We start from the raw sequence: 20,155 nt of genomic DNA, 5'->3' as shown, positions 1-20,155 counted from the left end.
GCCTAGAGACCGAGCGCCGAGACCGGCTGTGCGCCGGACGTCGTCGCCGTGGTCTCGAGGTCGCGCAGCTTGCCCTCGATGTAGCTGCGGAGCTGCGCGCGGTAGTCGCGCTCGAAGTTGCGCAGCTCGGAGATGCGGCCCTCGAGGTTGGTGCGCTCGCGCTCGAGACGGGCGACCTCCTCGCGACCGCGGGTCTCGGCCTCCGACACGATCGAGGCGGCCTGCGCCTTGGCGTCGGCGATGAGCTGGTCGCGCTGTGCGATGCCCTCGGCGACGTGCTCGTCGTGGAGACGCTGCGCGAGCTCGATGATGCCGGCGCTCGCGGCGGGGCCGCCGGCGGTGGCGGCGGCGGCAGGAGCGGCCTCGACGGGGGCAGGGGCCGGGGCGGCGGCCGGCGCGGGAGCGGAGCCCGACTCGTACGCCGCCAGCTTGGCCTTCAGCTCCTCGTTCTCAGCCAGAGCCTTGCGCCACTCGACGACGATCTCGTCGAGGAAGTCATCGACCTCGTCCGGGTCGAAGCCCTCCTTGAAGCGGACGTGCTGGAACTGCTTGGTGACGACGTCATCGGGGGTCAATGCCATGGTGATTCCTCTTTCGAGCGCTCTGGTCGCTGGCCGATGTCGGGGCCGACCGCCGGTGGACGGCGGTGCGTATCAGGCAAGCATAGTCACCGGTCCGGAGAGTGTCGAAGGGCACCGGCGCGTCGGATGCCGCCTTTCGGCTCAGCCCGCGACGGTGCGCGTGACGCTGAGCAGGATGAACACGAGCAGCATCGTCAGCGCGAATCCGAAGTCGATCGCGATCGCGCCCACGCGGAGCGGCGGAATGAAGCGGCGGAACAGCTTGATGGGCGGATCGGTGACGGTGTAGACGATCTCGGCGGCCACCAGGCCGGCGCCGCGAGGGCGCCACTCCCGATTGAAGAACGGGATCCAGTCGAGGATCAGCCGGGCGAGCAACACGAAGACATAGAGCAGCAGCGCGAGGTTGAGGATCGCTGCGATGAGTTGGACGACTGCCACGTAGCCAGATTACGGCTGCGCGAAGGGAACCGACTCCGGATCCGCCTGTGCAACCGCCCCATCGCCCGACACGGCGACGTTCTCGGGCGACAGAAGGAAGACCTTGCTCGTGACGCGCTCGATGCGCCCGTAGAGCCCCAGCGAGAGTCCGCTGGCGAAGTCGATCAGGCGGCGCGCGTCGGCATCGCTCATCTGCGAGAGGTTGATGATCACCGGGATGCCGTCGCGGAAGTTCTCGGCGATGATCTGCGCATCGCGATACTGCTTCGGGTGCACGGTGAGGATCTCGTTGATCGTCGCGGGCGCGGGCTGCCGCACGACGGCAGGGCGGTGGATCGGCGTCACCGGGGCGGCCGGCTTCTCGACCGCCTTCTCGGACGTGCGAGCACGGGGCTGCGGGGCCGGCTCTTCGTAGACCTCTTCCTCGTCCGCGAGTCCGAGGTACACCATGGTCTTCTTGAGCGGGTTCGACATCTGATCCTCCGTAGTGCTCATCTGTTCCGAGGTTAACCGCGTTGTGGTCTGGGGCCCGTGATTGCCGAGCCGATGCGTAGGTGTGTCGCGCCGGCCGCGATGGCTTCGGCGAAGTCGGCGGTCATGCCGGCCGAGATCCAGCCGGCGTCGGGCACCACGGTGCGCAGCGTCTCGGCGAGGCCGCGCAGACGCTCGAACGCGGGCGCGGGCGGCTCGTCGAGGGGGGCGACGGCCATGATCCCGCGCACGCGCAGCGACGGGAGCCCGGCGGCATGTGCGGCCAGCGACTCCAGCTCCGCCGGGGCCACGCCGCCGCGGCCGGGATCGTCGGTCAGGTTGACCTGCAGGAGCACGTCCAGCGCCGGCTCCCCCGGCTCTGCGGCGGCGTGGAGCGCGTCGGCGAGGCGGGCACGGTCGACGGAGTGGACGACGGATGCCGCGGCCCGGATCGCCCGCGCCTTGTTGGTCTGCGCCTGCCCGATGAAGTGCCACCGGAGGCCGTCGAGGTCGCCGGCCTCGACGACCTTGCGGCTGAGCTCCTGCTGGCGGTTCTCCCCCACGTCGCGGACGCCGAGCCGATGCAGCTCGGCGACCAGCGACGCCGGGTGGAACTTCGTGACGACGATGCGGGTCAGGGCCGCGGGATCGCGACCGGCCGCGCGCGCGGCATCCGCGATCCTGTCGTCGACCGCCGCGAGGCGCGCCCGGAGATCTCCCATGACCTTCTGAGCCTGTCCTGAGCGCGCCGCAGGGCTTACTTCAGGAAGTCGGGGATGTCGAGGTCGTCGTCGCCGAAGGCCGTGTCGTACGACGACTCGGTGACCGCGCCCACCGAGACGGGCACCGGCGCCTGCTCGGTCGTCTCGCGGTGGTCCTTCGCCGCCTCCTCGGCCGGGGTGACGGGGATCGCGGGCGTGGAGACCACGCGGGCGGCCGTGATCGGCTCGATGCGCGTCTGCGGCTCGCCGCCGTCGAATCCCGCGGCGATGACGGTGACGCGCACCTCGTCGCCGAGCGTGTCGTCGATGACCGTTCCGAAGATGATGTTGGCCTCGGGGTGCGCGGCCTCCTTCACCAGCTGGGCGGCGTCGTTGATCTCGAAGATGCCGAGGTTCGATCCGCCCTGGATCGACAGCAGCACGCCGTGCGCACCCTCGATCGACGCCTCGAGCAGCGGAGACTCCACGGCGAGCTCGGCGGCCTTGATGGCGCGATCCGCCCCCCGCGCCGAGCCGATGCCCATGAGGGCGGACCCCGCTCCCTGCATGACGGACTTGACGTCGGCGAAGTCGAGGTTGATCAGACCCGGCGTGGTGATGAGGTCGGTGATGCCCTGCACACCGGCGAGGAGCACCTGGTCGGCCGTGGCGAACGCCTCGATCATCGAGATGCCGCGGTCGCTGATCTCGAGCAGGCGGTCGTTCGGCACCACGATGAGGGTGTCGACCTCTTCCTTCAGGCGCGAGACGCCCGTCTCGGCCTGCTGCTGGCGGCGACGACCCTCGAACGAGAAGGGCTTCGTCACGACACCGATCGTGAGCGCTCCTATCGACTTCGCGATCTTCGCGACGACGGGGGCGCCGCCGGTGCCGGTTCCGCCGCCCTCGCCCGCGGTGACGAAGACCATGTCGGCGCCGCGCAGGGCCTCCTCGATCTCTTCGGCGTGGTCCTCCGCGGCCCGACGGCCCACCTCGGGGTCGGCGCCTGCGCCGAGCCCGCGCGTGAGCTCGCGCCCGACGTCGAGCTTGACGTCGGCGTCGCTCATCAGCAGCGCCTGGGCGTCGGTGTTGATGGCGATGAACTCGACGCCCCGCAGGCCGAGCTCGATCATGCGGTTGACCGCGTTGACACCACCGCCGCCGACGCCGACGACCTTGATCACGGCGAGGTAGTTCTGGTTCTGGCTCATGCCGGCCTCCGTAGCCCTGGACCTTCTAAACCTTCAACCTCTAGTAGAGGTATAAAGAATTGCCCGGTATGCAATTCCTCGACTCGAAAGTATGCGGACGCCGCCCGCGCGCCGGGAGCGGATCGGCGTGTCGCGGCATCCGGTGCCGAACTTTCGCGGAGACGTGCTCGATCAGCGGACGACGACGACGTCGGGCGACGACACGTCGTACGTGGAGACCTCCGCCGGGGGCCGGGCGGCCATCATCTTGGCGAGGTTCACGGCCTTCTCGGCCGAGTCCGCGGCGCTTCCCCATACGATCTGCGCGTTGGAGCCGCCGAGCGCGAGGGTCACGTCGTCCGGGGTGGTCGCCGAGACCTCGGTGACCTGGGCGCGGATGTCGGCGGGGAGCGAGCGCATCACCTGTCCGGCCGCGGCGAACGCGTCGGAGTCGACGCCGCCCTCGATCGACAGCAGCGGCGTCCCCGCCGCCGGCGTGGCGGTGGTCGACAGCGCGACTCCCGCGGCATCGACCAGCGTGTATCCCGCGCGCGTCTCGATGAGCCCGATCGGCGTGCGCTCGACGATGCGCACGACGAGCTCGTGCGGCGGGCGCGCCTCGAGGGCATACGTCTCGATGAGGGGGAAGGCGACGAGCTCCGCCTTGACCTCGCTCTCGTCCACCAGCGGAAGCGGCGTGCCCAGCTGACCGGCCAGGGCCGTCTCGACCGCGGCGACGTCGAGCTGCTGCGCCCCGGTGACGGTGATCTCCTCGACGGCGAACAGCGGGCTGTAGGCGGCACCGAGGGTTCCGAGCGCGAGGACCAGCACGGATGCCGCGGCCCCGACCCACATCATGCGGCGACGTCGCTGGCGCGCGGTGAAGCGGCGGATCTCGGCGCGCAGCGCCTTGCGTCGCGCGTGCGCCGCCTTCCACACCTCGCGGAAGCCGACCTCGGCCGCCTCCGCCGGATCGGCGGCCTCGCCGCCGACGTCCGGGCTGGACCCGGGCGCGGCGGGCGTCGGTGCCGCGAGCGGGATGACGGGCGCCGGCGCGCCCTCGTCCACGCCGGTGCCGGCGTGATCCTCGGGGGCGGCTGCGGCCGGTGCCGCCTCGGCCCGCTCGCGCGACCGGCGCGCCGGCGCGGCCGGCTGCGCAGGGGTGCGCGAGGCGACCGGCGGCTGCGGCAACGGCGACGGACGGCGCATCGGCTGCTACTCCCCCGTGCGCGTGCGGCCGAGAGCCTCGAGGACCTGCGGGATGATCTGGTAGACGTTGCCGCAGCCCAGTGTGATGACGTAGTCGCCGTCGCGGGCCACCGACGCCGTGTAGTCGGCCGCCTGCTGCCAGTCGGGCACGAAGTGCACGTGCGACGGGTCGGCGAACGCGCCGCTGACGAGCTCGCCCGTCACGCCGGGCACCGGGTCCTCGCGCGCCCCGTACACGTCGAGCATGACCGTGTGGTCGGCGTACCGCTCGAGCACCTCGGCGAACTCGCGGAACATCTCCTGCGTCCGCGAATAGGTGTGGGGCTGCTGGATCGCGATGATGCGGCCGTCGCCGACGACCGTCCGTGCGGCGGCCAGCGCCGCGGCGACCTCGGTGGGGTGGTGGGCGTAGTCGTCGAAGACGCTGACGCCGCGCTCGACGCCGTGCAGCTCGAAGCGGCGGACCGTGCCCGCGAACCCCTCCACGGCACGGACGGCCGGCTCGAGGTCGTGGCCGAGGGTCAGCAGCACCGCGACGGCGCCGGCGGCGTTGATCGCGTTGTGCGCGCCGGGGACCGGCAGCTGCGCGTCGACGGTGCGCCCGTCGTAGGTGACGCGGAACGCCACGGGGCCGTCGGTGACGACGTCGCTCACGCGCACGGCGGCGTCGTCGGCCTCGCCGAACGTGACGACGTGCGCGTGCGTGAGGCGGGCGGCGACCAGCTGCGCGCCGGGGTCGTCGGACGAGATCACGACGGCCTCGCGCGCCTCGTCGGCGAAGCGCGCGAACGCCTCGTAGAACGCCTCGCGGGTGCCCCAGTGGTCGAGATGGTCGGGGTCGACGTTCGTGATGAGCGCGACCGACGTGTCGTAGAGCAGGAACGTGCCGTCGGACTCGTCGGCCTCGATGACGAAGAGGTCGTCCGAGCCGCTGCCGCTGGACACGCCGAGCTGGGCGATGACGCCGCCGTTGACGAACGTCGGCTGGACGCCGAGGTCGTGCAGGGCCGTGACGATCATGCCCGTCGACGTCGTCTTGCCATGGGCTCCGGCGACCGAGACGAGGCGCCGCCCGCCGATGAGCCAGTACAGCGCCTGGGAGCGGTGGATGACGTGCAGGCCGCGCTGCTTCGCCAGCACGAACTCCGGGTTCTCGGGCCAGATCGCACCGGTGTGCACGACGGTGTCGACGTCGTCGGCGAGGTTCGCCGCGTCGTGCCCGACGTGCACCGTGGCTCCGAGTCCGGCCAGCTCGCGAAGCGCCGCGCTGTCGGCGCGGTCGGACCCCGACACGCGGATGCCGCGCTCGAGGAACATGCGGGCCAGCCCCGACATGCCGGATCCGCCGATGCCGATGAAGTGGGCCGCGGAGATGTCGTCGGGAATGGGGAGGGTGAGATCGGGTCTGATCATGACCGTCCAATCCTAAGTTGGGCGGCCGGCGCCTCGGGCAGGGCGCGCTGACCGTCCCCGGCTCGGTGGTCCTCGTCAGCCCCGGAGTGCGGCGTCGATCATCGCGACGACGTTCTGCGTCCCCGAGCGCGTGCCGACGGATGCCGCGGCCGCCGCCATCGCCGCACGCCGGGCGTCGTCGCCCAGGAGCGGGATGACCTCGGAGCGGACACGATCGCCCGTGAAGTCGGCATCCGGGATCAGCACGGCCGCGCCCGCGCGGACGGCGGACGACGCGTTGAGCGCCTGCTCGCCGTTGCCGACGGCGTAGGGCACGTAGACCGTCGGGATGCCGAGGGCGCTGATCTCGCTGACGGTCGCGGCGCCCGCGCGCGACACGATCGCGTCGGCGAGGGCGAACGCGAGGTCCATGCGGTCGACGTAGCGGCGCACGACGTAGCCGGGCACACCGGGGTCGGAGAGTTCGGAACGCTCCCCCGTGATGTGCAGCAGCTGCCAGCCGGCGTCGAGGACGTCGCGCCAGGCGGTGCCGTGGCCCTCGCCGAAGGCCTCGTTGAGACGCTGAGCCCCGAGTGACCCGCCGAACACCAGCAGCACGGGCCGGGCGGGGTCGAGCCCGAAGTGGGCGGCCGCCTCGGCGCGGAGTGCGGCGCGGTCGAGAGTGACGATCTCGCGGCGCAGCGGCATCCCCACCACCCGCGATCGCTTGAGCGGGGTGCCCTCGAAGGCCACGCCGACGCCGGCGGCCCGGCGGGCGCCGAGCACGTTCGCCAGTCCCGGGCGCGCATTCGCCTCGTGGACCACGAACGGCACGCGCTCACGGCGCGCCGCGACGTAGGCGGGTGCCGAGGCGTAGCCGCCGAAGCCCACGACGACGTCGACGCCGCGTGCGCGGATGTGGGCGCGCACCTGGGCGATCGCGCGCGGGAACCGCGCCGGAAAGGCTGCGGCGGCCTTGTCGGGGCGCCGCGGGAACGGCACCTTGTCGACGAACAGCAGCTCGTAGCCCCGCTCGGGCACGAGGCGCGCCTCGAGCCCTTCTCGGGTGCCGAGGACGAGCACCACGGCCTCCGGGTCACGGGCGCGCAGTGCATCGGCGACCGCCAGGAGCGGGTTCACGTGTCCGGCGGTGCCGCCGCCGGCCAGGAGGTACGTCGTCACTCCCCGAGCCTACCCGGCTCGGTCCTTCCGGGTTTGGGGCGCACCGCGTCCGTTCGGGGCGCACCTCGCGCGCCCCGAGCGCACAGGGCGCGCCCCAAACCTGGGAGAAGAGACCGGGGCGTCCGAGGCCGGCGGCAACGACCGCGGTCAGCGGACGGCGCGCAGCTTCGCCCGCTCGCGCGCGGCGCGCACCTCGGCGATGCGCGCCTCGCGTCGCGCGACGGAGGCCGGCAGGGTGCGGGCGAAGGCCAGCAGGACGCCGGCCGCCACGAGCACCGACAGCAGCGACGTGCCGCCCTGCGACATGAACGGCAGGGGCACGCCCAGCACCGGGAAGACGCGCAGCACCACGCCGATGTTGATGAGCGCCTGGCCGACGATCCAGACCGTGATGCCGCCGGCGGCGATGCGCACGAACGGGTCGTCCGTCTTGCGGATGATGTGGAACGCGCCGACCGCGAAGAGGGCGAACAGCGTCAGCACCACCGCGCAGCCGATGAGCCCGAGCTCCTCGCCGACGATCGCGAAGATGTAGTCGTTGGCCGCCGCGGGCAGCCAGTCGTACTTCTCGCGCGAGTTGCCGAGCCCGAGCCCGAAGATGCCGCCGCTGGCGAGACCCCAGATGCCGTGCAGCGGCTGGTAGCAGTCGTTGAAGTAGTCGTCGAGGCAGTTGGGGTTGAGGAAGCTCATGAACCGCCGCATGCGGTCGGGGCTCGTCAGGAAGTAGAACGCGACGAAGCCGACCGCGGCCACCATCGGCAGGATGAACACGCGCAGCTTCACGCCGGAGAAGAAGAGCCCGCCGAGCACCACCAGGACGAGGATCATCGCGGTGCCGAGGTCACGGCCCGCGATCACGGTCGCGATCGCCAGCCCCGCCACCGGCACGAGCGGGATGTAGACGTGGCGCCAGTCGGCCAGCAGCGTGCGCTTGCGGAACAGCACGAACGCCACCCACAGGGCGAGGGCGAGCTTGAGGAACTCCGACGGCTGCGCCTGCACGCCGCCGACGTTGATCCAGTTGCGGTTGCCGTCCATGTCGATGCCCAGCGGCGTGAACACCAGGAGCTGCAGCGCGATCGCCGCGATGAGGGCCGGCCAGGCCACCCGTTTGAAGAAGGTCAGCGGCAGCCGGCTGGCGATGAGCATGAGCGGGATGCCGATCGCGGCGAAGGCGACCTGCTTGATGACGTCCTCCCACGGCGCCACGCCGCGCGCGGTCGCGATCGCCGACGTCGCCGACAGCACCATCACCAGCCCGAAGACCGTCAGCAGCAGCGTCGTGGACGCGATGAGCAGGAACTCGCTCGGCACCGGGGCGAAGATGCGCCCGAGGGAGACCCGCGCGGCGAGCCCGCGGCGCGCGGAGTCAGTGTCCTCGGCGCTCGTCGGTGTCGGACCCGTCCGGGTCGGCCGGGTCCGAGGCGGCTGCGTCGTGGTCACCCGTCTCCCCTGTCCCGATCCGATCCCGTACCGCGGCGGCGAACCTGCGGCCGCGGTCTGCGTATGACGTGAACTGGTCGAAGGATGCTGCGGCGGGAGCGAGGAGAACCACGTCCCCGTCGCGCGCCACCGCCGCCGCCAGTTCGACGACCTGCGCCATGACCTCTTCAGTCTCATCGGCCTCGACCTCGAACACGGGCACCGCCGGCGCGTGTCGCTCGAACGCGGCGACCACCTCCGCCCGCTCGAGGCCGATGACAATGGCCGCCTTCGTTCCGGCGCCCCTGCCGGCGACGAGAGCCGAGATGTCGACGCCCTTCAGCAGGCCGCCGACCACCCACACCGCACCGGGATACGCCGCGAGCGACGACGCGGCGGCGTGCGGGTTCGTGGCCTTCGAGTCGTCGATCCAGGTGATGCCGGCGTGCCGGGCGACCACCTCGATGCGGTGGGGGTCGAGGCGGAAGCCGCGCAGCGCGTCGCGGATCGCGAGCGGCGGCACGCCCAGCGAGCGCGCGAGCGCGGCGGCGGCGAGGATGTTCGCCACGATGTGGGGTGCCGCCAGCCCGAGCTGCGTCAGCTCGTCGACCGTCGACAGCTCCAGTGCGCTCTTGTGCCGGTCCTCCAGGAAGGCGCGGTCGACGAGGATGCCCTCGACGACGCCGAGGTCGCTCGGGCCGGGCACGCCGAGATCGAAGCCGATGGCCCGCGCGCCCTCGATGACATCGGCGTCCTCGACCATGCGCCTGGTCGCGGCATCCGCCTTGTTGTACACGCACGCGACGCGGGTGTTGTCGTAGACGTGCGCCTTCGCGTCGCGGTAGTCGTCGAACGAGCCGTGCCACTCGAGGTGGTCGTCGGCGAGGTTCAGGCACACCGCCGCGTGCGGCGAGACCGGCTCGGGACCGCTCTGCAGGCCCAGGTACCAGAGCTGGTGGCTCGAGACCTCGACCACGAGCGCGTCGAATCCCGAGGGGTCGCGCACCGCATCGAGGACCGGCGTGCCGATGTTGCCGACCGGCGCCGCCCGCAGCCCGCCGCCGACGAGCATGGCGGCCGTCAGGCGCGTCGTGGTCGTCTTGCCGTTCGTCCCGGTGATGAGGATCCAGTCCGCCGGGGTGCCGTCCGCGCGCAGCACCTTGTCGCGGACGCGCCATGCCAGCTCGATGTCGCCCCACAGCGCGATGCCGCGCTCGCGCGCCCACGTGATGACCGGATGCCGCGGCGAGAAGCCCGGGGAGGCGACGACGACGTCGGGCTCGAACCCGGAGAGCTCGGCCGGCACGGAGCCGAGCGGCCCGGTCCAGAGCCGGGCGCCGATGACCGGCAGCAGGCGCTCGTACTCCTCGTCGGCCTTCTCGGTCACGACGAGGACGTCGGCGCCGAGCTCGGCGAGCGTGTCGGCGACCGAGAAGCCGGTGACGGAGAGCCCGAGCACGGCGACCCGCAGCCCCTTCCAGTCGGCGTTCCAGCTGGTCAGGGTGGCCAGGCGTTCCGAGGTCATGTGCGGGAGAGCCATTCGACGTAGAAGAATCCGACGCCCGACACCGCGAGCAGGCCGGCGATGATCCACATGCGGACGACGATCGTCACCTCGGACCAGCCGCGCATCTCGAGGTGATGGTGGAAGGGGCTCATCAGGAAGAGCCGCTTGCCGCGGGTGATCTTGAAGTACAGCCGCTGGAGGATCACCGAGCCGGGGGCGATCACGAAGACGCCGGCGACGAGCACCGCCAGCAGCTCGGTGCGGGTCAGGATCGCCATGGCGGCCAGGACCCCGCCGATCGCCATCGATCCGACGTCGCCCATGAAGACGTTCGCCTTGGGCGCGTTCCACCACAGGAAGCCGACCAGGGCGCCGACGAACGACGCGGAGACGATGGCCAGGTCGAAGGGGTCGCGCGTCGGGTAGCACGCGGCCTTCGCCGCGGCCGACAGCGCCTCGCCTCCCCAGCAGGCCTGGTTGAACTGCCAGAAGGCGATCAGGCTGTAGGCGCCCGCGACGAAGATGCCCGAGCCGGCCGCGAGCCCGTCGAGCCCGTCGGTCACGTTGGTGCTGTTCGAGAAGGCGACGCCGATGAACGACACCCAGGCGAGGTAGAGGATCCAGCCGACGATGAGACCGAGCGCCATGAACGAGAGCACGGGCACGTCTCGGAAGACGGAGATGTAGGGCGAGGCGGGGGTCTGCCCGTACTGGTTGGGGAAGCTGAGCGCCACGATGCCGAACGGCACCGTCACGATCACCTGGCCGAGGATCTTGCGCCAGCCGCTCAGTCCCATGAACTTCTGCTGACGAACCTTCATGTAGTCGTCGATGAAGCCGACCGCGCCGAGGCCGACCATCATCCATATCACCAGCAGGCCCGAGATCGTGGGCGGGTTGTTGCCCGCGAAGCCGCCGACGAGGTATCCGACGATGGTTCCGACGATGAAGATCGTCCCGCCCATGGTGGGCGTGCCGCGCTTGGTCTGGTGATTGGGGTTGCGGATGTCCTCCGGGGTCCGGATCACCTGGCCCCAGCCCCATCGGCGAAAGAGCCGGAGGAAGACCGGCGTGAGGAACAGGGTGAATGCCAGCGAGATCGCTGCCGCGGTAAGGAGTGATCTCACGAGAACGATTCTCCCAGACGATCGCCGAGGAACCGCAGTCCCGCCGAGTTGGAGGACTTCACCAGCACGCGGTCGCCCTCGCGCAGCTCGCCCCGCAGGTAGTCGAACGCCTCGTCGGCGGTCGAGAAGAAGACCGCCTCGTTGTCCCACGAACCCTGCGCGACGGCTTCGAGGTACATGCGGCGCGCCGCGTCGCCCACCACCACGATCCGCTGGATGCCCAGGCGCACCGCCAGCAGCCCGACGCGGTCGTGCTCCTCCTCGGAGTACTCGCCGAGCTCGCTCATCGCGCCGAGCACCGCCACCGTGCGCTCGCCCGGACCGGTGATCTGCGCGAGTGTGCGCAGGGCTGCCGCCATGGAGTCGGGGCTGGCGTTGTAGGCGTCGTTGATGATGCGAACGCGGTCCGAGCCCAGCGGCTGCATCCGCCAGCGCTCGGCGATCTCGACCGTCTCCAGGCGCGCGACGGCGTCGGCGAGGGACACGCCGAGCGTCGTGGCCGCGGCGATGGCGGCCAGCGCGTTCATCACGTGGTGCTCGCCGAGCACCCGCAGTCGCAGCGGCAGCGAGACGCCGTCGGCGGTCACGGTGAACGAGGTTCCGGATGCCGTCACCACGACGTCGTCCGCCCGCACGTCGGTCGCACCCTGGCCGCGGCCGAACCAGCGGACACCCGCACCCGCCTCGGACGCGATGGGCGCCATCGCGGCGACCCGGGCGTCGTCGGCGTTGAGGACGGCCACGCCGCCCGCCCGCAGCGACTTCACCAGCTCGGACTTCGCGTGGAAGGTCCCCTCGATCCCGCCGAACCCGCCGGCGTGGGCCATCCCGACCATGAGCACGACGGCGACGTCCGGGTTGACGAGGTCGGCGAGGCGCGCGATGGCGCCGGGGCCGCTCGCCCCGAACTCGCTCACGAGGTACCTCGTCGACGCGGTCACGCGGAGCATGGTCAGGGGCGCGCCGACCTCGTTGTTGAACGACGCCTTCGGCGAGACGGTCTCGCCCTCCCCCTCCAGGATGCGGGCGAGCAGGTTCTTCGTCGTCGTCTTGCCGTTGGACCCCGTGATGCCGACGACGCGGAGGTCACCGGCATCCTTCACCCGCTTCACGACGTCGCGGGCGAGATCGGCCAGCGCCTCGACGGCGTCGGCCACGACGATCTGGCTCACCGGAGCCTCGACCGTCCGCTCCACGATCGCGAGGGCCGCGCCCTTCCCGGCGGCGGCGTCGACGAACAGGTGGCCGTCGGTCTCCTCGCCGGGCTTCGCGACGAACACGCCGCCCGCCTCGATGAGCCGGGAGTCGGTGTCGACGGCGCCCGAGATGACGGTGTCGGCGGTGGCGCCGGGGGCGAGATGAAGCTCGCCCGAGACGGCGTGGGCGATCTGGGCGATGGTGAGCGCGATCATGTGGGGAGTACTCCGGCCCTCAGCTGGAATCCGGCACGGGACTACCCGAACTTGGGCAGCAGCTCCGGCGACGACGTCGAGGGCATGACGCGATACGTCTTCAGAACCTGGGTCATGGCCTTCTGGAACGCGGTCGCATTGGCCGCAGACGATGTTACCTTCGTCGGCTCGTCGAGGGTGACGACCACCACGTACTCGGGATCGTCGGCGGGCGCGAACCCGACCATGGTCGTGTAGTAGACACCCGCCTTGTAGCCGCCGTTGACGAGGTCGGGCTTCTCACCGGTGCCCGTCTTGCCGCCCAGGCGATAGCCCGGGATCTCGACCGTCTTGGCGTACGGCGCCTGCAGGAAGACGTTCTCGAGCATCTCGCGCATGTGCGCCGACGTGGTCTCGCTGATCACCTGCTCGGGCTCGGCGAGCTCCGGCGTCACCACGGTGCCGTCGGGCCGGGTGCACGACTCGACGATCGTCAGCGGCATCATCACGCCGTCGTTCACGATCGCCCCGTAGGCCCGGGCGAGCTCGGGCATCGTGGTCGTGACGCCCTGCCCGAACGACGTGTTGTACGCCGTCTGCGCGCCCCACTCCGACACCGGGTGGATCAGCCCGTTGCCCTCGAGCGGGTAGGTCGAGCCGGTGCCGGCGCCGATGCCGAAGCGCGTCAGGTAGTGGAAGCGCGTCTGGTTGTCGACCCGCTCGCTGAACTTGGAGATGCCGACGTTCGAGGAGTCGATGAGCACGCCGGTCAGCGTGTAGAGGTTCGCGGGGTGCTGGAACGCGTCGCGCACGCGCGCACCGTTCGGGAATGTCTCCAGCCCCGCGGCGGTGACCGTGGAATGCGGCGTCTGACCGCCGGCGTCGATGACGGTGGCGGCGGTGAGCGCCTTGAACGTCGACCCGGGCTCGAAGGAGCCGCGGAAGATCTCGCTGGTCCGGTCCTCCGCATCGGTGGCGTCCACGTCGTTGGGGTCGACGGTCGGGTACTCCGCCGCCGCACGCACCTTGCCGGTCTTCACCTCGTAGACGAGGACCGACCCGTGCTGGGCGGCCATGTTCTGCGTCTGCTCGGCGATGAGCTGCTGCAGATACCACTGCAGGTCGCGGTTGATGGTCAGCTGCAGCGTGCCGCCGTCCTGCGCGGGCACCTCGGTCTCGGTGCCGGGGATGACGACGCCGTCCTTGCCCTTCTCGTAGCTGCGGCTGCCGTTCTCGGCGGCCAGGCAGTCGTTCTGCGACTTCTCCAGTCCCTCGAGCGCCTCGCCGTCGGTGCCCATGAACCCGACGAGGTTGCCCGCGACGGCGCCGTCGGGGTAGGCGCGCGCCGGGTGGGAGATGCACGTGATGTACGGCGCCTCGAGGTCGGCGAGGGCACGGAACTGCTCGGTCGAGACGCCCTTCTTCAGCTGCGCGTAGCGCGAGTACTGGTCGGCGGCCAGGGCGGTGCCGACGATCTCGCGCACCTCCTCCGGAGTCTGCCCGGTGATGCGGGCGACGTCGCTGGACAGGTCCCCCCACAGCGGCGCGTCGGACTCGCCCTCCAGCACCTGGGCGTCGATCTGCGTGATCAGCAGGGGGTCGAGCTGGCAGTCGTAGCGGAGGATGCTGCCGGCCAGCGTCTGCCCGCTCTCATCGACGATCTGCCCGCGGGTCCCGTAGAGGGTCTGGGAGCTTGCGAACGCCGTGTCCAGCGAGTCCTGGATGTGCTCGTCGGCGTTGACGACCTGGATGTCGACCAGGCGCACGATGAAGCCGGCGAGGACGGCGAGGACGACGGCGAGGGCCACGACGGTCCGGCGGCGGGGGCTTCTCGTGCTGCGTGTCGTCATCTGCGTGAGTCGTCGTCTCGGTCTCGATCGCCGTGGGGTGTGTCCGGGTTCAGTGTGTGCTCGGGACCGGCAGTCCCTCGGTGATCGGCGGCGGTGTGTTGCCGACACCGGCGTCGCCGGGACCCGCCGTCTGCACCGGGACGCCGTCGATGGTGGCGTCGGGGACGGTGACCAGCGGTGTGTCGGTGATGAGGGCGTTGGGCACCGCGCCGCGGCCGATCGCGTCGACCGACGAGGCCCCCATCGCGACCTCCGAGGGCCCGAGGATCGCACCGTCGCTCAGCCGCAGGTAGCTCGGCGCCTCATTGATCACCATGCCCAGCGCGGCGGCGTTGGCCGCGAGGTACTGCGGCGAGCTGAGGCCCGCGACGTCGTCGTAGAGGATCTGCTTCTCGTACGTCAGGTCGCGCTGCTGGCTCGTCAGGGCGGCGATCTCGTACGTCCCCTGGGTCGTCATGATCGACAGCGCCATCTGCGCGCCGGCGATGAGGAACGCCCCGAGCACCGCGATGACGCCGTAGAGGAGCTTCGGGCGGCGGCGCCGGGCGGGAGCCTCGACGACCCGCAGTCCGCGGCGCGGGTCGCCGACGCGATCCGGCGCGACGGCACCCCTGGTCCGCGCGGGAGCGGCGAGGGCGTTCGCGGTGCTCATGAGTCCTCCTTCACTCGCTCGGCGGCACGCAGGCGCACCGGCGTCGCGCGCGGGTTGACCGCGCGCTCTTCGTCGGTGGCCAGCTCGGCGCCTTTGACGAGCAGCCGGAACCTGGGGGCGTGCTCGGGGAGCTCGACCGGCAGGCCTCGGGGCGCGGTCGAGGCCGAGGCATCCGCGAGGGCGCGCTTGACGAGCCGGTCCTCGAGCGACTGGTACGACAGCACGACGATGCGACCGCCGACCGGCAGGATGCCGAGCGCCGACGGGATGGCCCGCTCGAGCACCGACAGCTCGCGGTTGACCTCGATGCGCAGCGCCTGGAAGACCCGCTTGGCGGGGTGCCCGGTGCGCTGCGCGGCCGCCGGCGTCGCCGCCTGGAGGATCTCGACCAGCCGGCCGGAGCGCTCGATCGGCGCCTCCGCGCGGGCGGCGATGATGGCGCGGGCGTAGCGTCCGGCGAGCTTCTCCTCGCCGTACCGCTCGAAGATGCGGCGCAGGTCGCCTTCGCCGTAGGTCGCGAGCACCTCGGCCGCGGTGGTGCCGGCCGACTGGTCCATGCGCATGTCCAGCGGCGCGTCCTGCGCGTAGGCGAAGCCGCGATCGGCCACGTCCAGCTGCAGCGACGAGACGCCGAGGTCGAACAGGATGCCGTCGGCTGCGGCGAAGCCGGCCGAGGCGACGGCATCCGCGATCCCGTCGTAGACGGTGTGCACGAGGTGCACGCGGTCGCCGAAGCGGGCGAGCCGCTCCCCCGCGATCCGCAACGCGTCGGTGTCGCGGTCGAGTCCGACCAGGTGGAGCCCGGGGAATCGCTCGAGGAACGCCTCGGAGTGCCCGCCCATGCCGAGGGTCGCGTCGACGAAGACCGCGCCGTCCCGCTTGAGGGCGGGGGCGAGCAGCTCGATGCAGCGCTCGAGCATGACCGGGGTGTGGATGTCGCGCAGGTTCATGATCGACAGGGCATCCGCGGATCCCGTCCCCTGGAGCCTGATCCCCATCCGCTCTGACCTGGCACCGGGGAAGTGGCGTCAGGGCGGGAGCGGCTGGGAGTCGGGCTTCAGGCGACGTGAGCCTCAGAACAGGCCCGGAATCACCTCCTGCTCCAGCTCGGCGTAGCTCTCTTCGTTGGCCTCTGCGTAGGTGTTCCACGCAGCGGCGTCCCAGATCTCGGCATGAGCGCCCACGCCGGTGACGACGAGGTCGCGCTCCAGGCCGGCATATGCGCGCAGCGGAGGGGGGATCGTGATGCGGTTCTGACCGTCGGGCTTCTCGGCACTGGCACCCGAGAGGAACATGCGCAGGAAGTCGCGCGCCTGCTTGTTCGCGAGCGGCGCCTCGCGGATGCGGTCATGCACCCGCTCGAACTCCTTCTCGCTGAACACGTACAGGCAGCGGTCCTGTCCGCGCGTCACGACGACACCCCCACCAAGGTCGTCGCGGAACTTGGCCGGGAGGATGACGCGCCCTTTGTCATCCAGCTTGGGTGTGTGGGTACCCAAAAGCATCGGTACATCACACCCCCTTCAATCCGGCCCCCCGGGATGTCCGCCACTTTACTCCACTCTCCTCCACTTGACCACCATTTCTCGACACCGGTTCTCCCCCGGCGCCCACTCGGCGCCGCTCGGGGTGACTGCGGGCACGAAAAAAAGCACCGACCCGAAGGTCGGTGCTTTGTTCTGCTGCTCAGGCGGCGGGGACGCTCAGCGCTCCTCCTGCCGCCTGTCCCAGCGATCGTTCATTCGATCCATGAACGAAGAGTTGGACTGCGCTCTGGGGGGCCGCTCGGGCTCGACACGCGCCTTGCCCGGACCGCGGCCGGGGGTGATCGCGAGGATCACGCCGCCCAGCATCACGACGAACCCGATGACGCCGACGACGATCAGCTGCTGCGAGACGCCGACGATGAGCCCACCGAGGCCGAGCAGCACGAGGATCGTGCCGTAGACGATGTTGCGATAGCTCAGTGAGCGTCCGCCCCGGGGCGCGCTGACGACGTCCGCGTCGTTGCGCATGAGATGGCGTTCCATCTCGTCCAGCAGGCGCTGCTCCTGTTCGGAGAGTGGCATGCATCCCCCTCTGTACTTCGGTGGCTCGATTGTACGCGTGCCTTTCGTCACTAGGCTAGGCCCGTGTCCGCCCTCGCAGAGCCGATCGAAGCCATTTCCCAGCGAGTGGACATGTTCGTCACGGTCAGGCGACAGGATGTCGCCGACGCCGGCCCCGAGGCCGCCCGTTTCGTCGATGCGGCCGCCGACGCGGTGACGGGCGGGAAGCGCCTGCGCGGCCGATTCTGCATCGCCGGGTGGAGGGCGGTGGAGGAAGCGGCGTCACCCGCGGGCGACGCCCCCGAGCCGGTGCTCGCGGCCGCCGCGGCACTGGAGGTCTTCCACGCCGCGGCGCTCGTGCACGACGACCTCATCGACAACTCCGACACCCGCCGCGGCCGCCCGTCCGCGCATCGCGCGCTGGAGGAGGGCCACCGCCGTGCGGGCTGGGCCGGCGACGCGGACGACTTCGGCCGGTCGGCGGCGATCCTGGTCGGCGACCTGCTCGTGGCGTGGAGCGACGACCTCCTCGAGGAGGGCCTGACCGGGCTCTCCCCCGACCGTGCCGCCGCCGCCCGCCGCCAGTACGCGCTGATGCGCCGCGAGGTCACGCTCGGGCAGTTCCTCGACATCGCCGAGGAGTCGGCGTTCGTGAGCGAGCCGGACGACCGCCACGCGGAGCGCGCGCTGCGCGTCGCGTCGTACAAGTCCGCGCGGTACAGCGTGCAGCAGCCGCTCGCGATCGGTGCCGCGCTGGCCGGGGCGGATGCCGCGCAGGAGGCCGCCCTCGCCGCGTTCGGGCATCCGCTCGGCATGGCCTTCCAGCTGCGCGACGATGTGCTCGGGGTGTTCGGCGACGAGGCCGCGACCGGCAAGCCGTCCGGCGACGACCTGCGCGAGGGCAAGCGCACGGTGCTGATCGCCTACGCGCGAGAGGCCCTGGCGGCCCCCGCACGGCGGATCCTCGACGAGATGGTGGGCGATCCCGGGCTGGACGCGCAGCAGATCGCCTCGCTGCAGCAGACGATCGTCGACACCGGTGCACTGGACCGCGTCGAGCAGCTCATCGCCCAGTACGCCCAAGAGGCCGACCGCGCGCTCTCCGGCGCCCGCCTCGGCAACGCGGCGGTGGGTGCGCTGCGCGACCTGGCACACGCCGCGACCGTCCGGACGACCTGAGGCCCGCCTCTTTCAGGCGACCCGCACGATCAGGCGAGGGTGCGGGCGACCCGGCGGACCTCGCTCTTGCGACCGGCCAGGAGCGCCTCGATCGGCGCGGCGCCGATGGTCTCCTCCGGCGTCAGCAGCCAGTCGATCACCTCGTCGTCCGAGAAGCCGGCGTCGTGGAGCACGATCGCGGTGCCCCGCAGCGACGACAGCGGGTGCCCGTCGACCACGAAGACGGCCGGCACCTTGAGCACGCCGTCCCGGCGCGAGCCCACCAGGTGGGACTCGTCGAGGAGCCGGCGCACCCGGCCCAGGGGTTCGCCCAGCACCTTGACGAGCTCAGGAAGGGTGAGCCAATCGGTCTCGAAACGCGAAGAGTCGTCAGCGGTCACGAATGCAACTATCTCAGATCGCGCGCGGGCCGGATCCGGCGACTCCTGTCCCATCAGTCACACAAGCCCCTTTTTTCACAGGCGTTGACACCAATAGACATCCGTGACAGCGTTTTCGGAGTCGACGGAGGGGGAGTCTCGTGCGATCAGTCCGGAGTACCAGCAACCAGGTCCACCAGGGCCTCGCCGCCTCGCGCGGCATCCCCGTCGGCGTCTCGGCGGCCGTCGTCGGCTCGATCGCCCTCGCGCTCTCGGGCGCCCCGGCTCACGCCCTGGGGACGGATGCCGCCTCCCGCGGCCCCCTCCCCGCTACTCTGCACGGGCCCGGCGCGCCGGCGACCGTGCGCGCACTGCCGACCCCCGTCTCCGCCGCGGTGGGCGTGACCGCCTCCGTGCGCCCGACCCACGCGGCGTCGGCGACCTACACGGTTCAGCCGGGCGACACGGTCAGCGCGATCGCCGCGCGCTTCGGCCTGAGGGTCGCCGATGTCCTCGCCTTCAACGGACTCGGCTGGTCGTCGATCATCCAGCCGGGTCAGGTGCTGAAGCTCACCGGAACGGCGAGCCCTGCGCCGGCACCGACCACGCCGGCGCCGGCCGCACCCGCAGCCGGCGCGTACACCGTCGCCGCCGGCGACACCGTCAGCTCCATCGCCCGGCGGCACGGCACCACCGTCGGCGCCGTGCTGTCGGCCAACGGCCTGGGGTGGTCGTCGATCATCTACCCCGGACAGACGATCTCGATCCCGGGTGCGTCGGCGCCGGCGGCATCCGCCCCCTCCCCTCCTCCGGCTCCGGCCCCGGGCGCCGCGGCCGGGTCGTACACCGTCGCCGCGGGCGACACCGTCAGCGCGATCGCGGGCCGCCACGGCGTCTCCGTCGACGCGGTGCTCTCGGCCAACGGCCTCAGCCGGGCGTCGATCATCTACCCCGGCCAGACGCTGAAGATCCCGGCATCGGGTCCGTCCGTCCCCGGGCTGACGTCCGAGCAGGCGGCCAACGCGCACCTCATCGTGCGGATCGGCCGCGAGCTCGGCGCCTCGGACCGCGCCATCGCGATCGCGCTCGGCACCGCGATGCAGGAGTCCTCGCTGCGCAACGTGACGTGGGGCGACCGGGACTCGCTGGGGCTCTTCCAGCAGCGTCCCAGCTACGGCTGGGGCACCGCGGCCGAGGTGCAGGACGCGGCGCGCGCGACGCGGGTCTTCTTCGGCGGCGCGGGCGACCCGAACGGCGCGCGCACGCGGGGTCTCCTGGACATCCCCGGCTGGGAGGGCATGTCGTTCGCCCAGGCCGCGCAGGCCGTGCAGATCTCGGCGTACCCCGACGCGTATGCCCAGTGGGAGGCGCCGGCCTTCTCGTGGCTCGCCACCCTCGGGTGAGGCCCGAGCCCGCCGAACCGTCGGTAACGGTACGGTCGCAGGGTGAGGCG

The 20,155-nt window shown here is 71.4% G+C and carries 20 protein-coding genes; 2 read left to right on the top strand and 18 right to left on the bottom strand.

Features of this window, described 5'->3' with window-relative positions:
* Positions 1–2: 2 nt before the first annotated feature.
* The 17 genes from V6R91_RS27075 to V6R91_RS26995 all read right to left on the bottom strand — a co-directional run bounded on the left by V6R91_RS27075 (position 3) and on the right by V6R91_RS26995 (position 17,185).
* Positions 3–581, bottom strand: a complete 579-nt coding sequence (locus V6R91_RS27075) for a DivIVA domain-containing protein (protein ID WP_336397794.1) — start codon at positions 579–581, stop codon at positions 3–5.
* Between the two features lie 141 nt (positions 582–722).
* The gene (locus V6R91_RS27070; RefSeq protein ID WP_336397793.1) at positions 723–1,022 is read right to left on the bottom strand and encodes a YggT family protein; all 300 of its coding nucleotides are present in this window, start codon (positions 1,020–1,022) and stop codon (positions 723–725) included.
* A gap of 9 nt (positions 1,023–1,031) precedes the next feature.
* A complete protein-coding gene (locus tag V6R91_RS27065; RefSeq protein WP_336398050.1) occupies positions 1,032–1,496 on the bottom strand; it encodes a cell division protein SepF in 465 nt (154 codons plus the stop codon).
* Between the two features lie 32 nt (positions 1,497–1,528).
* On the bottom strand, positions 1,529–2,215 hold the full coding sequence (locus tag V6R91_RS27060) for a YggS family pyridoxal phosphate-dependent enzyme (protein WP_336397792.1): 687 nt from the start codon (positions 2,213–2,215) through the stop codon (positions 1,529–1,531).
* Positions 2,216–2,250: 35 nt separating this feature from the next.
* Positions 2,251–3,405, bottom strand: coding sequence for a cell division protein FtsZ (ftsZ, locus tag V6R91_RS27055; RefSeq protein WP_336397791.1), 1,155 nt, complete (start codon positions 3,403–3,405; stop codon positions 2,251–2,253).
* 171 nt (positions 3,406–3,576) lie between these two features.
* On the bottom strand, positions 3,577–4,593 hold the full coding sequence (locus V6R91_RS27050) for an FtsQ-type POTRA domain-containing protein (protein ID WP_442928185.1): 1,017 nt from the start codon (positions 4,591–4,593) through the stop codon (positions 3,577–3,579).
* Between the two features lie 6 nt (positions 4,594–4,599).
* The gene (gene murC, locus V6R91_RS27045) at positions 4,600–6,006 is read right to left on the bottom strand and encodes a UDP-N-acetylmuramate--L-alanine ligase (protein WP_442928184.1); all 1,407 of its coding nucleotides are present in this window, start codon (positions 6,004–6,006) and stop codon (positions 4,600–4,602) included.
* 75 nt (positions 6,007–6,081) lie between these two features.
* Positions 6,082–7,167: a UDP-N-acetylglucosamine--N-acetylmuramyl-(pentapeptide) pyrophosphoryl-undecaprenol N-acetylglucosamine transferase gene (locus V6R91_RS27040; RefSeq protein ID WP_336397790.1), complete on the bottom strand. Its 1,086-nt coding sequence runs from the start codon at positions 7,165–7,167 to the stop codon at positions 6,082–6,084.
* 147 nt (positions 7,168–7,314) lie between these two features.
* The gene (gene ftsW / locus V6R91_RS27035; RefSeq protein ID WP_336397789.1) at positions 7,315–8,610 is read right to left on the bottom strand and encodes a putative lipid II flippase FtsW; all 1,296 of its coding nucleotides are present in this window, start codon (positions 8,608–8,610) and stop codon (positions 7,315–7,317) included.
* Positions 8,537–10,114, bottom strand: coding sequence for a UDP-N-acetylmuramoyl-L-alanine--D-glutamate ligase (gene murD / locus V6R91_RS27030; RefSeq protein WP_336397788.1), 1,578 nt, complete (start codon positions 10,112–10,114; stop codon positions 8,537–8,539). Before murD ends, ftsW begins: the two co-directional genes overlap by 74 nt.
* Entirely contained in the window at positions 10,111–11,223 is a 1,113-nt protein-coding gene (mraY, locus tag V6R91_RS27025; RefSeq protein WP_336397787.1) for a phospho-N-acetylmuramoyl-pentapeptide-transferase, read from the bottom strand. Before mraY ends, murD begins: the two co-directional genes overlap by 4 nt.
* The gene (locus V6R91_RS27020; RefSeq protein ID WP_336397786.1) at positions 11,220–12,635 is read right to left on the bottom strand and encodes a UDP-N-acetylmuramoyl-tripeptide--D-alanyl-D-alanine ligase; all 1,416 of its coding nucleotides are present in this window, start codon (positions 12,633–12,635) and stop codon (positions 11,220–11,222) included. The genes mraY and V6R91_RS27020 overlap by 4 nt, the downstream gene beginning before the upstream one ends.
* A gap of 41 nt (positions 12,636–12,676) precedes the next feature.
* Positions 12,677–14,464 (bottom strand): peptidoglycan D,D-transpeptidase FtsI family protein, encoded by a 1,788-nt coding sequence (locus tag V6R91_RS27015; RefSeq protein ID WP_336397785.1) that lies wholly within the window; start codon positions 14,462–14,464, stop codon positions 12,677–12,679.
* A 49-nt stretch (positions 14,465–14,513) separates the two neighbouring features.
* Positions 14,514–15,116, bottom strand: a complete 603-nt coding sequence (locus tag V6R91_RS27010) for a hypothetical protein (RefSeq protein ID WP_336397784.1) — start codon at positions 15,114–15,116, stop codon at positions 14,514–14,516.
* A complete protein-coding gene (gene rsmH, locus V6R91_RS27005; protein ID WP_336398048.1) occupies positions 15,113–16,066 on the bottom strand; it encodes a 16S rRNA (cytosine(1402)-N(4))-methyltransferase RsmH in 954 nt (317 codons plus the stop codon). The genes V6R91_RS27010 and rsmH overlap by 4 nt, the downstream gene beginning before the upstream one ends.
* 123 nt (positions 16,067–16,189) lie before the next feature.
* Complete coding sequence (mraZ, locus tag V6R91_RS27000; RefSeq protein ID WP_336397783.1) at positions 16,190–16,621, bottom strand: division/cell wall cluster transcriptional repressor MraZ; 432 nt, start codon at positions 16,619–16,621, stop codon at positions 16,190–16,192.
* 198 nt (positions 16,622–16,819) lie between these two features.
* Positions 16,820–17,185, bottom strand: coding sequence for a DUF3040 domain-containing protein (locus tag V6R91_RS26995; RefSeq protein ID WP_336397782.1), 366 nt, complete (start codon positions 17,183–17,185; stop codon positions 16,820–16,822).
* 63 nt (positions 17,186–17,248) lie between these two features.
* Between V6R91_RS26995 and V6R91_RS26990 the strand changes: the two genes are divergently transcribed.
* Positions 17,249–18,343, top strand: a complete 1,095-nt coding sequence (locus tag V6R91_RS26990) for a polyprenyl synthetase family protein (RefSeq protein WP_336397781.1) — start codon at positions 17,249–17,251, stop codon at positions 18,341–18,343.
* Between the two features lie 29 nt (positions 18,344–18,372).
* On the opposite strand, the gene V6R91_RS26985 is transcribed toward V6R91_RS26990, so the two are convergent.
* The gene (locus tag V6R91_RS26985; protein WP_336397780.1) at positions 18,373–18,723 is read right to left on the bottom strand and encodes an Rv2175c family DNA-binding protein; all 351 of its coding nucleotides are present in this window, start codon (positions 18,721–18,723) and stop codon (positions 18,373–18,375) included.
* 200 nt (positions 18,724–18,923) lie between these two features.
* On the opposite strand from V6R91_RS26985, the gene V6R91_RS26980 reads away from it, so the two are divergent.
* Complete coding sequence (locus V6R91_RS26980) at positions 18,924–20,105, top strand: LysM peptidoglycan-binding domain-containing protein (RefSeq protein ID WP_442928193.1); 1,182 nt, start codon at positions 18,924–18,926, stop codon at positions 20,103–20,105.
* Positions 20,106–20,155 lie beyond the last annotated feature (50 nt).

Source organism: Microbacterium sp. CCNWLW41 (genome assembly GCF_037083505.1).
The sequence above is the reverse complement of the archived record's forward strand: the minus strand, read 5'-3'. Positions and strand labels throughout refer to the sequence as shown.